The 13,271-nt window shown below is 69.0% G+C and carries 13 protein-coding genes and 2 pseudogenes; 8 read left to right on the top strand and 7 right to left on the bottom strand.

The features are described from left to right. Positions 1-27 precede the first annotated feature (27 nt). Positions 28-1,113 carry a tryptophan--tRNA ligase gene (trpS, locus tag ACIQM4_RS25550; RefSeq protein WP_401595877.1) on the bottom strand — a complete coding sequence of 362 codons (1,086 nt, stop codon included), beginning with the start codon at positions 1,111-1,113 and terminating at the stop codon, positions 28-30. 316 nt (positions 1,114-1,429) lie between these two features. After that, the gene (locus tag ACIQM4_RS25545) at positions 1,430-1,933 is read right to left on the bottom strand and encodes a GNAT family N-acetyltransferase (RefSeq protein ID WP_401595875.1); all 504 of its coding nucleotides are present in this window, start codon (positions 1,931-1,933) and stop codon (positions 1,430-1,432) included. Between the two features lie 358 nt (positions 1,934-2,291). Here ACIQM4_RS25545 and ACIQM4_RS25540 point away from each other — a divergent pair, with 358 nt between their 5' ends. The 3 genes and pseudogenes from ACIQM4_RS25540 to ACIQM4_RS25530 all read left to right on the top strand — a co-directional run. After that, positions 2,292-2,852, top strand: a complete 561-nt coding sequence (locus ACIQM4_RS25540; RefSeq protein ID WP_401595872.1) for a nitroreductase family protein — start codon at positions 2,292-2,294, stop codon at positions 2,850-2,852. Positions 2,853-3,123: 271 nt separating this feature from the next. Next, a complete protein-coding gene (locus ACIQM4_RS25535) occupies positions 3,124-3,300 on the top strand; it encodes a hypothetical protein (protein WP_401595870.1) in 177 nt (58 codons plus the stop codon). 60 nt (positions 3,301-3,360) lie between these two features. Beyond that, positions 3,361-3,642, top strand: a pseudogene (locus tag ACIQM4_RS25530) (XRE family transcriptional regulator); the annotation flags it as partial. Here ACIQM4_RS25530 and ACIQM4_RS25525 read toward each other — a convergent pair. Beyond that, on the bottom strand, positions 3,608-3,976 hold the full coding sequence (locus ACIQM4_RS25525) for a MerR family transcriptional regulator (RefSeq protein ID WP_401595868.1): 369 nt from the start codon (positions 3,974-3,976) through the stop codon (positions 3,608-3,610). The pseudogene ACIQM4_RS25530 and the gene ACIQM4_RS25525 overlap by 35 nt on opposite strands. 78 nt (positions 3,977-4,054) lie before the next feature. Here ACIQM4_RS25525 and ACIQM4_RS25520 point away from each other — a divergent pair, with 78 nt between their 5' ends. Next, entirely contained in the window at positions 4,055-4,864 is an 810-nt protein-coding gene (locus ACIQM4_RS25520; RefSeq protein ID WP_401595865.1) for an alpha/beta fold hydrolase, read from the top strand. A gap of 754 nt (positions 4,865-5,618) precedes the next feature. Here ACIQM4_RS25520 and ACIQM4_RS25515 read toward each other — a convergent pair. Next, complete coding sequence (locus ACIQM4_RS25515) at positions 5,619-5,915, bottom strand: winged helix-turn-helix transcriptional regulator (RefSeq protein WP_401596258.1); 297 nt, start codon at positions 5,913-5,915, stop codon at positions 5,619-5,621. Positions 5,916-6,054: 139 nt separating this feature from the next. Between ACIQM4_RS25515 and ACIQM4_RS25510 the strand changes: the two genes are divergently transcribed. From ACIQM4_RS25510 to ACIQM4_RS25500, 3 genes and pseudogenes are all read left to right on the top strand, one after another. Continuing rightward, entirely contained in the window at positions 6,055-6,639 is a 585-nt protein-coding gene (locus tag ACIQM4_RS25510) for a carboxymuconolactone decarboxylase family protein (RefSeq protein ID WP_401595863.1), read from the top strand. 403 nt (positions 6,640-7,042) lie between these two features. Then, a pseudogene (locus ACIQM4_RS25505) lies at positions 7,043-7,727 on the top strand (M55 family metallopeptidase); the annotation flags it as partial. Between the two features lie 91 nt (positions 7,728-7,818). After that, positions 7,819-7,962, top strand: a complete 144-nt coding sequence (locus ACIQM4_RS25500; protein WP_401596278.1) for a hypothetical protein — start codon at positions 7,819-7,821, stop codon at positions 7,960-7,962. A 14-nt stretch (positions 7,963-7,976) separates the two neighbouring features. Here the strand turns inward: ACIQM4_RS25500 and ACIQM4_RS25495 are convergent, their stop codons facing one another. Further along, positions 7,977-9,233 carry an MFS transporter gene (locus tag ACIQM4_RS25495; protein WP_401595860.1) on the bottom strand — a complete coding sequence of 419 codons (1,257 nt, stop codon included), beginning with the start codon at positions 9,231-9,233 and terminating at the stop codon, positions 7,977-7,979. A gap of 176 nt (positions 9,234-9,409) precedes the next feature. After that, positions 9,410-10,156 (bottom strand): alpha/beta fold hydrolase, encoded by a 747-nt coding sequence (locus ACIQM4_RS25490; RefSeq protein ID WP_401595857.1) that lies wholly within the window; start codon positions 10,154-10,156, stop codon positions 9,410-9,412. A 1,225-nt stretch (positions 10,157-11,381) separates the two neighbouring features. Between ACIQM4_RS25490 and ACIQM4_RS25485 the strand changes: the two genes are divergently transcribed. Continuing rightward, entirely contained in the window at positions 11,382-12,047 is a 666-nt protein-coding gene (locus ACIQM4_RS25485) for a hypothetical protein (protein WP_401595855.1), read from the top strand. A 217-nt stretch (positions 12,048-12,264) separates the two neighbouring features. Here the strand turns inward: ACIQM4_RS25485 and ACIQM4_RS25480 are convergent, their stop codons facing one another. Further along, a complete protein-coding gene (locus ACIQM4_RS25480) occupies positions 12,265-13,203 on the bottom strand; it encodes an NADP-dependent oxidoreductase (RefSeq protein WP_401595852.1) in 939 nt (312 codons plus the stop codon). Positions 13,204-13,271 lie beyond the last annotated feature (68 nt).

Raw genomic sequence — 13,271 nt, 5'->3', positions numbered from 1 at the left:
CCGGCCCGCGTAGGAGAGGGACGGTCGTCAGTACGTCATTCCCATCGTGGCGCGGACCTCGGCGAGGGTGGCCTCGGCGACGGCGTTCGCGCGTTCGTTGCCGGCCTTCAGTACCTCCCGTACGTACCCGGGCTCCGCGGCGAGTGCGGTACGGCGGGCCCGCAGCGGAGCGAAGTAGTCGTTGACCGACTCGGTGACCACCTTCTTCAGCAACGCCGCGCCGCCGTCGCCGATGTCCTCCGCGACGTCCCGCGGGTCACGTTCCTGGCACAGGGCGGCGAGCAGGACGAGGCTGGCTACCTCGGGCCGCGCCTCGGGGTCGTAGCCGATGTGCCGGAGCGCATCCGTCTTCGCGCCCTTGATCAGGCGTGCGGTCTCGTCCGCCGTGGCGGACAGGGTGAGGGCGTTGCCGCGTGACTTGCTCATCTTGGTGCCGTCGGTTCCCAGCAGCAGAGGAGCCGCGGACAGCAATGCCTCGGGCTCGGGAAAGACCGCGCTCCCCTGTCCGTACCGCTCGTTGAAACGGCGGGCGACGGTACGGGTGACCTCCAGGTGCGGAAGCTGGTCCTGGCCGACCGGCACCAGGTTGGCCTTGCAGAACAGGATGTCGGCGGCCTGGTGCACCGGATAGGTGAACATCAGTCCGCTCACGGACGCCTGCCGCGAATGAGCGATCTCGTCCTTGACGGTCGGGTTGCGCCGCAGCTCCGCGACTGACACCAAGGACAGGAAGGGGAGCAGCAGTTGGTTGAGGGCAGGCAGCGCACTGTGCGTGAAGATCGTGGAGCAGGCGGGGTCGATTCCGGCTGCCAGATAGTCGAGCACCAGGTCCTCGACGTGACCAACGAGGTGATCCGCGATGTCCCGGTCGGTGAGCACCTGGTAGTCGGCCACGATCACGAAGGTTTGCACGCCCTGGTCCTGGAGGCGTACCCGGCCCTGGAGCGTACCGAAGTAGTGCCCCAGGTGCAGCCGCCCGGTGGGCCGGTCACCGGTCAGCACCCGGAAGCGGCCCGGTTCCTCCTTGATCTGCCTCTCCAGCTCGGCGCTCCGACGGCGGGCGATCGAGAGGTCGGGGGCCGCCGGGGCGGTCGTCGGGGTCTGTGTGCTCATGGACTGCTCCTGAGGGGTGCGCTCGGGTGGGCTGGACTGACGGCCAGCTTCTGAGGGGTGCTCGGTGGGGCCGGACTGACGGCCAGCCTCTGAGGGGTGCTCGGTGGGCCGGACGGAGGGCCACTGGTCGTGACGGCACTGCCTTCCCTCCTCAGGACTGCCCACCAGCGTGGGCATGTCGGCCGGCCGACGCGCATTTCCACACCGATGCGTAGGTTCCGCTCGGATCAGAAAGACCTGAAGGTAAACGCCTACGTGGGCAGTTGCGCTGCTGTCGCCTCACCGAAGGCATCACCTGCCTGCACGGATGTGGACCTCAGCCGTGCCCGGCGGCCACGAGGTCCACCCACGCTGTGACTGAGTCGCCTTCGCGGACGAGGTCGACGTCCATGGCCGCGAGCAGTCGCTGGACGGCAGTGTTGCCGGACGTCGTGCTCACGAACAAGGAATCGAATCCGTCGGTGCGGGCGAGGACCAGTAGGTGGCGGAGGACCGCACTGCCGACGCCGCTGCCGCGGTGGGAACGTCCGATCCAGACTCCCGCCTCGACCGCATGCCTGGGGCCTTCCAGGGGGTACAGCCGTGCAGCCCCCACCACGGCATCCCCGACGACGATCGCGTAGGTGCTCTCCACCGGCTCGGCCGACAGTGACCTCGACCGATGAAAGCGCAAGAACGCCGTCCGACGCTCGCCGGTCCACCCAGCAGCTCCAGCCACCGGAGGCATCACCTCATCGGGGTCCGCATCGACCACAGCCGCATCCAGCAGGTCTTGAAGCAGAACCTCATCGAGCCGCCGCAGAGTGACGTCAGAGCGCATGCCCCCACCCTGCCACCACGACCGTGTCGTCCCCCAACGGTTTTCGGTAAAGGCGCTGAGGCAGCAGCCCCGCTGCCCCGGGCCTTGCGGTCCGGATCGAGCTCCGCCCCCCACGGCGGTGCCTGTCGGCCCGCGTCCCCCGCGGCAGCGACGCCCAGCCCGCTGTCGTTCGGGGATTGACGGTGCTGCGCGCGGCTAAAGCTCGCCGAAAGACCTTCAATTGACGTGTCGTCCGCGGCCGCCGGTGCGTGGTGCTGGTGGTAGCGGTGGGTAGATGCCTCAGACAGGGCTGCGCGCCGACGGCCATGGCTTTTCTGCGGCCGGAATACGCTCTCGCGGTCGCCGGTTGCAGCGGAACATGCACCATTCTCAGGAGCCGCCCAGCGGCATACACCCGCTGCTTGCCGGGCGTTTCAGCCCCTACCGGTTCGATCCGTCGGCGGTTGTCGACGACCACGCCCTCGGGCTGCTCCTGGAAGCCGTGCGGTGGGCGCCGTCGGCGGGGAACTCCCAGCCGTGGGGCCTCTTCACGGGCAGGCCAGGTGAGCCGGAGCACGACCGGGTGCTCCCTCACCTTGCGCCGAGCTCGGCCCGCTGGGCGGTGGATGCGGCCCTGCTCGTCGTCACGCTGACGCGCCGGCACGTCGATGACACGCAGCTGCTCTACTCCGAGTTCGCGGACTACGACCTTGGCCAGGCCATCGCCCACATGACTGTTCAGGCCCAGGCCATGGGGCTGGCCGCGCACCAATTCCGGGCCTTCGACCTGGAAGGGCTCACCAAGGAGCTGAACCCGAACCCGGGCTGGGTGATCGTCTCCATGGTCGCGGTGGGAAAGGCGGCCGGCGGACCGCCTGAGGGTCGCGCCCGGCACAGCGTTGACCACTTGCGCTCCGCTCCCTGGTCATCGGCGGAGTAGCGGGCGGCATCCGCAGCAGGTCGTGATTGACGCCGACACGTGCATGGGCCGTCATGGTCGGCCGACGGTTTCCCGTTGATTGTGCCGCTGCAAGGCATGGTCGGAATCCGGCGCCAAGGCCACCGAGCGCAAGGCCACCACGACCGCCGACGGCGGCTATCTGGGCACGGGACTCGTCATGCCACACCGCAGACGAGGAGCTGCCCGATTGGAAGGTCACCGGCACTCCCGAGTCCGATTTTCCGAGGCGACGGTCCGCACCGTCGGCTCGGTGCAACACGCCCTGGTCGGCGGCCTGATAATGCAGCACATCACGGACCCCGAGGATGCCCCCATCGCCGCCGAGGCCCTGGAAGGCCTGCGGGCGCCGGCCGCCCACCCCACCCCGAGAAGACCTGAGACCCTGGCGGACGAAAGGGGAACCTGCGAACTCGCGACCGGTCCGTGATGGCGGAGACCCCGTGGGCCCCGGGCGATGTCATTCGGCGAAGAAGTCAGCGGGCGTTGAGCCTCGCTCGTGGGCGAGCTGTCGATGGGCGGCGAAGGCTTCCGCCGCCTCTGGGCCCGCACTGACGTACGCGCCCGCACACATGGATGCAAGACGTACTGGCACCCACTGGTCGGGTTGCTGGAGCTGCACCAGGAGACCTTCGCCCTGCCGGACGGCAAACCGGCCGGAGTGCGCGAGGCACGGCGGGCCGGGTTCGGCCGGGATGTGGCCGACCAGGTGCGAGCCAGCGGCAGTCGCGGAGCCTTCAGTGTCCCGGCACCTCTGAGGGCGCGGCGGTGATGATGGTGTCGAGGATCGCGCGCGACGCCTGTAGACCTTCGATGGCGCGGGTGATTCGCTCGCCCTCTCGGCGCAGTTGGGCGAGCAGGTCCGGGCAGGTGGGCACGAGGTGCTCGTCGTCCGCCCGGATGCACGGCAGGACCTGGGCGATCAGAGCGGTCGGAAGCCCGGCCGCCAGCAGACAGCGAATGCGGCGCACTGTCTCGACGTCCGACTCGCCGTAGAGGCGGTAGCCGCTGGGCAGCCTGTCGGGCGTCAGCAGTCCTTGCTGTTCGTAGTAGCGCAGCAGCCGCTCATGGACCCCGGTACGCCGCACCATTTCCTTCATGCGCATGCCGCTTGCCCCATTCCCGATCTCTGGCCGCGCCGCGACTTGACTCTGACACTGATGTCGGAGTTTAGCGTCGTCGCCATGACCACTGATCACGTGCTTCCCACGTCTCATCTCGACGTTCTTGTGCAGGGGTGCGGCCCCGCACTTCTGCTCGCGCACGGCGCCGGCGGCGGCATCGAGGGGAACTTCGGCCTCGTCCTCGACGACCTCGCCCAGGACCACACCCTCGTCGGCCCGCACTACCCCGGGGCCGGGGGCTCTGCCGTAGCCGTCGAACCCCTGGCCCTGGACGACCTCGCCGACCGTCTGGTCGCGGCCGCCGTCGAGGCGGGCCAGGACTCGTTCGCCGTCCTAGGGGAGTCGCTCGGCAGTGCCGTGGCCGTCCGGATCGCCACCCGGCACCCCGGCCGGGTCCGGGCCCTCGTCCTCACCGCCGGCTTCGCTGTCGCCGACCCGGTTCTGGCGCTCGCCGCTCAGCTGATCAAGTCCTTGGCTGCTGCTGGTCAGTGGGAGGACGTGGCACGGCTCGCGCTTATGTCCTGCATGTCCTCGGCGGACCTGGCGGGCCTCGACCCGGCCGCCCTTGACGAACCAGTCGCCCACACTCTGACCGCGATGCCGCCGGGCATGCTGGACCACTTCGACCTGGTGTCGCGCGTGGACGTCCGGGCCGACCTGGCGAAGGTGTCCGCCCCCACCCTGGTGATGGTGCCGCTCGGCGACCGGTTGGTGCTGCCCGAGAGCTCGTACCGTCTGGCGGCCGGCATCCCGGGCGCCCGGGTGGTCGAACTGCCCGGCGCCGCCCACGTCTTGAACCCGGCAGACCGGGCGATCTGGCTCCACCACGTACGCGCATTCCTCGCCGCACTCCCTGCCACAACGACGTGAGCGCACCATTCCGACGGCGGCGGCGTCATTTGCGAACGCACCAGAATGCGGCCCGATCCACCCCTGCCCCACCGCCGAACTAGCCGGTCCACCTGGGCGGTCCCCACCCTGACGTCCCCGGCGGCCACCGGACGGGCAGGCGCTGCGCGCGGGCACGCTCGTGGCCATCTCCGTCGCCTTCCGGAGCCGGCGCGAACCGCTCCACCACTCCGCCCTCGCCTCCCCTGCCCTCTCACGGCCCGCGAGAGGGCAGGGGAGGCGCACGGGGCCCTCGTCGTAGCTGCGGGCGAGCTGCTCCACGGTGCCCATGCCGCCGCGGCAGAAGCCTGGCGCCGCTGCAACTGGGCCACCGTACGGAAACAGTCCAGCCGACCAGGACCGTACTGGACTTCCCGCACCCTGACCCGGCCTGGCGCCAGGCGGGGATGTCCCGGTTCCCCCTCGAAGTCGCGCTTGCCCTGGAGGAGCCCGAAGAGGTGGCCGGCCACCTGAAGCACGCGCTTGCCCAGGCACGTCAAGGGGATAAAGGGCAACCACTGCCGATTGACCTGGTGGGCACGGCGGGCCAATGCAGACGGGGAGAAGCAGTGTGCCGCCGGGCTTCACCCGACCTTCTTGCCGGGTTTGGGCGGCGGCGCTCGGTTCTCATCCCGATGCCCCGCGGGTAACGTTCGCGGCTCCGCCCAAGTGAGCCAGCAGTCCCGACGCGTCGGGCCTTACGGTCCGCTTCCCTTGCTCACCGCCGGATCCGCCTTCATGCCTCCGCAGGGTCCTGACCGTTCTGCTCCTGTGCCTGCGCCCAGGTGACCGCCCATTCGTCGAGAGGTTGTAGGGCGTGACTGAGTGCTGTTCCCAGGGGAGTGAGCTCGTAGCCATCGGCTGAGGGGGCGATGAGCCCGTTTGCCGTGAGTTCGCGAAGCCGCTGGTAGAGGACGCTGGATGACAGCCCTTCGCACCGTGCCAGAAGTGTGCGGGCGCCGAGCGGACCAGTATGCAGTTCCCAGAGAACGCGCAGTGCCCACCGACGGCCGAAGAGGTCCATCGCGGCCATGATCGGACGGCCGGTCGTCGATCCACGAACCGGTGTTCCTGGGCGCGGTGTCGGCATGACCCTCCTTGTGTTTCGTTATTCGAAACACTAGCATCCGCGGCATGTTTCGGATTTCGAAACACACTCGACGGGAGCGCCGATGTCGCGAATAGCCCTGCTGGAACCGCCGTACGCCGACCAGGCCGGCACGCTGCTCGCGCGCATGATGCCCGGGGACGTGGCGCCGATCGGACTGTTCCGGATGTTCGCCAAGAACCTCCCCATGGCCGACGCCATGCACGGATGGGGGCGCTACGAGTTGGGCCGGCAGCTCACCCTGACCATGAGGGAACGCGAGATCGCCATCGACCGGACGTGCGCGCTGTGCGGCTGCGAGTACGAGTGGGGCGTGCACATGATGACGTTCGCCGAACGGGTCGGGCTCACCCACGAGCAGGCGGCATCCCTGGTGCACGGCGGGCCCGTTGACGAGTGCTGGACGTCCGAGCGGGAACGGCTGCTCATCCTCGCCGTCGACGCCCTGCACGAGCGTTCCGACATCGATGAAACACTGTGGGCACGGCTCGTGCCGGTCTTCGACGAGCTCCAGCTGCTCGATCTGCTTCTGCTGTGCGGGTGGTATCACGCCGTCAGCTTCGCCGCACGAGCCACGCGCGTGCCGCACGAGCCCGGCGCGCCTCGCTTCGCCGACTTCCTCCCCGGCACGACCGCGACCAACCGGTGAGCACCCGCCCGGGAACACTCCGAGGCGCAGCTGCTGGTCCCCTCCCTGAGCTCGGCGGGATACGAGCGCCTACGGCCTCGGCCTATTCGCCGCCGCCGTCGCCCTCCTGGCCGCGTGGCGCTCCATGCCCGAAGCCCCCGAAGCCGTTCCGCCCAAGTGGACATGGCAGGCGCGGTCGTTCTGGCCGCTGCGCTGCTCCTGGCGCTGTTCCTCGCCGGCGAACGGGATCTGTGGAGTCGGCACCTCGCCGTGGCGAGCGGTGCGGCACCCGGGCAGTTGCCGGGGCGAGCCTCGCCATGTTGTCGGCGTACTTCTGTGGCTGCTCCACCAGGTACGCGCAGACGCCGCACGCCGCACGCCGCACGCCGCACGCCGCACGCTGTCGACTACGGCTTAGGGGTCTGCCGAACCCACGGCCGAGGTACGGGTCGCCGACGCGCACGGCCCTTTCCGTAAACCTGCTGCCCGAAGAGCTCGACCGACGGGCGCACCTGGTCCGTGGCAAGCCGCGGCCCCTGGGCATGCTCGGCGGACTCGACGAACAGACAGACGCGGTCCTGCTCGTCGGCTACCACGCCCGCGCAGGCGGTGGACCGGCTGTGCTGGCGCACACCATGAACGACGGCATCCTCGACGTGCGCGTTGCTGGACGTTCCATGGGCGAGATCGGCCTCAATGCCGCCATGGCCGGGCATCTGAACGTACCGGTCGTGCTTCTTGGCGGTGATGACAGCGCCTGCGCCGAACTGCAAGATCTGCTCCCATCCGCCGTCACCGTGGCAGTCAAGCAAGCCCTCGGTCAGTGCGCTGCCGTCGCCCTGCACCCCGAGGAAGCTCGGGAGCAGCTGCGCCATGCGGCCGCCGAAGCCATTACGCACCGCGCCCAGGTTTCACCGTTGTCCCTTGCTGGACCGCTCGACGTCGAAGTTGACCTTTCCGCGCCGTTCATGATTGACCTGGCGACTCTCGTGCCGGGGATCGCACGCGGTACGGGTGGCCGGACAGTCAACTTCACCGCCGCCGACTTTGCCGACGCCTATCGGCTGGTCCTGCTTCTTGCGCAGCTCGCCACCATCAAACCTGGCTAGGGTTCAGCCGGCCTTGGCATGGCAGGCTCTTCGGCTCGTGCGCGGGTGCTGGCGAGGCGGTGCGACGAGGACGTCGCCCCGGCTTTCCGCGTTGAAGCACCGTAACCTGAACCCTCTTGGCCGCTATGGCCTCACCGCAAGCCTCCCGGCCGCCGGCGGTCTGTGCCCGCTGCGTGACCCGGACGCGCCGGAGCTGGACGAGGGCGAGGAGGACGACGAGGGAGAAGGCTCCTGACACTTGCTCGCTGGTCATCCCGTCATTTCCGCGGCAACGCCTGGCTGCGGCCGGGTCCGCATGCCCCAGCGGGCAAGGGACGGGCCGACAGCGCCCAGTGCCGCGAAGAACACCGCCAGCAGCAGCCAGCCGGTCGTGCCAAGTCCGAGCACCACTGTGGTGAGGATCGCGGGGGCGAGAGCCTGGCCGGCGCTGAAGCCGAGGCCGAGGACGCCTTGGTACTGACCCTGGGCATGGTCAGGGGCGAGGCCGAAGCCTAGGGCGAAGCCCGCCGAAGACTCCCAGACCTCTCCCAGGCTGTGGACGAAAATCGCTGCCAGGACCAGTCCCGCCGCCGCCCAGACGGGGGCATACGCCGCCAGTGCCATCATCGGGCAGCTGACAAGGAAGAGAAGCCCCGCGGTGCGAAACGCCCTGCCGCCGTCGTGCGGGGTCTCGATACGGGAGCCGATTCTGGTCTGCATCAGAACGCAGAAGGCGGAATTGACGGCGAACAGCGCGGCCACCGTCCAGCGCGGCGCCTCAGTGTGCTCGGAGATCCAGATCGGCAGGAGCAGGGAGACCACCGGGTACTGCAGTCCCATGGCTCCGTAGAGGGCGGTGAACGTCAGGAACGGGCGGTCCGCGAAAGCGAGCCAGCGACGCTGCTGCGGCGGTGCTGCCACCACCGGATAGCGGGGCAGCAGGAGCAGGAGCAGAAGCGCCGCGCACAGGGCGAAGCTTGCCGAGTTGCCGAGGATCAGCGTGAGGTAGGCACCGCGGGTATCCGCGACCAGCGCCAGCCCGGCACCCACCGTTCCCAGGACGACGCCCAGGTTGACGAAGGTGCGTAGCTTGGCCCGGAACAGGGCCGGGCGATCACCCCCGACCCGGACCACCAGAGCGCCCCAGGCCGCCCCGCCGGCCGCCGCGGCGATCTGGTCGACCGTCGCGATGATCGTGAGCGCGGCCCAGCTCTCGACAAGGACGAGGGCGGCCATCGACACCGCCTGGACCGTGAGGGCCAGCATCATGATGGTGCGCGCGCCGCGCCGGTCGGCGAGATGCCCGCCCGGTATCCCCGCGCACAGGCCGAGCACTCCGGCGATGGTGAGAGCGGCACCGACCTGCACCGCGGGCAGGCCCACGACCAAGGTGAAATAGAGCGCCGCCGCCGCGTTGAACAGACCATTGCCGACCCGGTTGACGAAACTGGCAGCGACCAGCACGCGCTCCGGCCCGCTGTCTCCCGCCATCCGGCCTATTCGACCTGCCAAGCCGCCCTTGATCATGGACGGCAGGCTAACAGCGGGCGCAGAACCCTCCGCAGTCGTACCAGGAACGCGTGCCCTCACTGCGATGCGGGACCCGACGCGTGCTCCATCCCCGAAGACGGCGTCGGCAAAACGATGGCACCCCCAAGTGATCAACGCGCCACTCACGCATGATCAAGTGTGGTGTGCGTGGGTCAGTGCTGTGCGTCGAACATGTCCTCGGTCACCTTGAGCACGAGGTCGGGGCGGTCCGTGGGCACTTCGTGGGAGGCGCCCTTGGCGGTGATGAGCTTTCGGTTGGGCGCCTGCTTCACGAAGGAGGCAGCAGCGTCACGCCAGCGTTGGGCGTCCTCGGGAGATCCGGCGAAGGGAGTCTTCTCCGACACCATGACCGTTGCCGGTACCGCGTCCGGCCACTCCACCTTGTGGAATGCCCGGTGTGCTTCGGCGAAGCCCTCTGCGGTGGCGATGAGCTGGCGGTTCGCGGGCCTCTCGGGGTCCTTCTTCGCGGCGTCGACCTCGGGCTGGGTGCCGGCCACAAGCCGGGGGATTTCCTCGTCGGTGAAGAACGGGGGGAGGTTGGCGTCCACCAGGACCGCGCCGGAGAGCATTCCCGGGTTGTCCTTGGCCAGGTAGTTCGCGATTTCTCCGGCCTGGGAGTGGGAGACCAGGGTGACGTCCTTGGTGACGCCCAGCTGTGTGAGCCCCGCCTTGAGGTCGCTGACAGCGCCCGCGACCTTCCAGGCGCCGGGCACCACGTCGCTCTTGCCGAGTCCGGCCCGGTCGTAGGTGATGACGGTGGCGCCGGTGGCCGCGTGGAGCCTGGGTGCGATGTCCTTCCACTGCGTGGAGTACTCGCCGCCCCCCGAGTCCAGGACGATGGTGGAGGCGCTGCCCTTCCTGACGTAGAACGCCAGATGGTGACCGCCATTGTCGATCATGTGCAGCTTCGCCTCGGCCGGTCGGCCGGCCGCTGGAGAAGTGGAGGAGGCCGAGGGGTGGGAAGCGGAGTCGCTGTCGCCACAGGCCGTAACGGCGCCACCAGCCACAGCAAGCAGGGCGAGGGCCGACAAAGCCCGGTTCAAGGACCTGCGGCTGGGGGTGGTGCGGGACATGACTGCTCCTTTGGACTGCGAAAGGTATTGGGCCTGCGATGTCCATCATTCGCCGCATGGGGATGTCGCAGAATCCGGCAGGCATGTGTATGGAGGGTGCGGTTGAGGCGAGTGTGCGCGGTGGTGTTAACCCCCGCCACCGCTCACCGCACTGACCTGGAGGCTCGGGCACTGGCCCCCGAGTACTCCCCCCTGCCGGGGAACGCTCTGGGGGAGGAGGGAGCCACATGCGCGGGCAGCGCCCCTGATTGGCCAGGCTGGTCCACAGCACCAGGCCCCGGAACGGCAGGGTTCTTCCTCGGCAGCGAACTCAGCTGCGTGACGTCGTTGCGGTTTCCGCCGGTCAGCGAGACGGCGAGCGGGATGCCCTGCCGTCGACGAGGAGGTGGTGGTGCTTGCTGCCCGGTCCGGCGCGGCCGACCGGGCTCTGCCCGCTTTGGGCCCCTTCGAGTGGCCCGGACGTGACGGGAGTCGACGACCGCCCTCGACCAGTCGATCCGCTTCGCCGCCCGCAGCTTCGCGAGCAGGAGTACGTACGCCCGCAGCTTCGCGAGCAGGAGTACGTGGGACTGGGCCCAGGCGACCGCCTGGTTCCAGGCTGTGAGCCGACGCCAGCAGGTCATGCCCGAGCCGAAGCCCAGTTCCTACGGGAGGTACTCCCACCGGATACCGGTACGCAGCACAAGGAGGGTCCCGCACACGCCTGCCGGTCCGGCACACGCGGCCGGCCGGCTTCAGCCTCGGCCTCGGCCTCGGAACCGGCAGCAACGGCTCGATCAAAAACCACAGTTCGCCCGAGAACGATCCACGGACGAGACTCCCCTGCCCACAACCAGACCGACGACCGACGACCAACCGGTCCGACAGTCACACCACCACCCGCTTCTGTGAACACCTAGGTCCGCGGGTCGTCCCGGACAAACCTCAGAGATCACCGCCTGCCGTCACGACCGCCCTACCACCCGCCTCCGCACGGCCGGACTCGGCGCCCTACGCGCGGCACTCTCACCCCGCTCTTTGTCGCCCGCCCCAGGCCGCTAGCGTGACCGCCATGAGTGACGGCATCGCGTGGATAGGCGCACACCACCACACCCCCGACGTCCCAAGCGTGCGAGGCATGCGCGGCGGGATCTCCCTGACCTTGGCCAGAGGAGTGGAGCAGGACGAGTTCCTCATCAACCTGGGCGCCGACCTCCACGAGCTGGACACGCGCACCCTCTACACCGAGCTACGCACCCCGGCTGTGGTGCCCGGCCGGCCGATCCCCTCGGTGAACGCCGCCATGTACGGCACATGCGGGGAATGGACGTATGTGCTGGAGAGCTGGGGCATGGCCACCTGGTCCATGGGCTACCAGGGCAAGGTGGAGTCGATGCTGCCTTGTGAGGGTGAAGAGATCCTCTGTCTGACGCTCAACCGGTTCCGCCCCCCGGCTCTGATCATCCACGCCCCCGGCGACGGAAGCGCATACCGCACCGGCTTCGGCACCACCACAAGCCGGGGCAGCGCCCTCGACCAGGCCCTCGTCTCCGCCGGGGCTGTGTATCCCTCGATACCCGACGCCAGTGCGGATGAGGTGGTGGCCTACTACGAGGAGCACGGCGAGCGTCTTCCCGAGCTGGTGTTCACCGCCGTCGGCGCCTACACAGGTGTGTGTATCGACCAGGCCGCTGTGACCGCCGGTGACCTCCCCGGGCTGCTCATCCTCCAGCCCTGATCTCCGGCCACGCATACAGCGACCGGTCCCCGCCTTGTGTGAGGGCGGGGACCGGTGCAACCCCAACCGCCAGGAAGGTGCGGTCACCCGGTCCCGTGTCCGAGTGGCCGCCGGTTTGGATGGCCACGGGTGGGATTACCTTCCCGGCCCGCCTTTCCCTTTTTTGCGTGACGGCTTTGCGTGACGGCTTCACCAGATGTGAACCGCTTTCAGACTTTCAAGGCACCAGGACGATCTTTCCTCGCACGCGGCCGGTCTCGCTGAGGTTGTGGGCCGTGGCTGCGTCGGTCAGCGGGAACGTGTCGGAAACGGTGGGACGGATGCCGTGAGCATCGATGAGTTCGGCGAATGCGGCCAGTACGGCCGGGGTGGGCTCCAGGTAGAACTCCACGAACCGGACGCCGAGTCGGGCGGCTTCGGCCATGACCGCAGTGCGGTCCACGCCGACGCCGACGACGTCGACGAGGATCCCGCCCGGCTTGAGCGTGGGGAGTGAACGCGGCCCGTATTCATGGCTGATGGTGTCCAGCACGGCGTCGATGTCCCGCAGAGTGGAGAAATCCTGCGCCGTGTAGTCGATCAACTCGTCGGCGCCGAGCCTGCGCACGTAGGCGTGCTTGGAGGCGCGGACCGTGCCGATGACGTACGCACCGCGGGCCTTCGCGATCTGCACTGCCAGGTGGCCGACGCCACCGGCCGCGCCGTGCACCAGGACCCGCTGACCGGGCTGTACGTCGGCTAGGGCGACCAGAGCCTGGTAGGCCGTGAAGCCGGAGATGGGCAGTGCGGCGGAGCCGACGTGGTCGAGGCTGCGGGGCTTGGGCGCGACGCGGTCCTCTGTCACCACCACGTGGTCCGCGTGGCTGCCGTGTGGCGGGGTGGTCCAGCCGTAGACCTCCTCCCCGAGCGCGAACCTGGTCGCTCCCTCGCCGCGGAGCTCGACCGTGCCACTGAACTCGTGGCCCAGGACGAAGGGCGGGGGGCCGAAGAAGTCCACCTTTCCGGCACGGACCTTCCAGTCCGCGGGGTTCATGCCGGTGGCCCGTACCCGCACCAGGACCTCGCCGGGGCCCGGGGAGGGAAGTGGTATCTCGGCAAGTTCCAGGACGTCGGAGGCGCCGAGTTGTTTCTGCGTCATCACACGTGTCGTTGTCATGCGGCTCATTGTGTATTGACGAACATGAAGCGAACAGCAGAATTCTCGCGCCTGCCGGACGGCCGACC

Source organism: Streptomyces sp. NPDC091272 (assembly GCF_044757485.1).
Lineage (GTDB): Bacteria > Actinomycetota > Actinomycetes > Streptomycetales > Streptomycetaceae > Streptomyces.
Note: the sequence above shows the minus strand (reverse complement) of the source record. Positions and strands in the feature narration are given on the sequence as shown.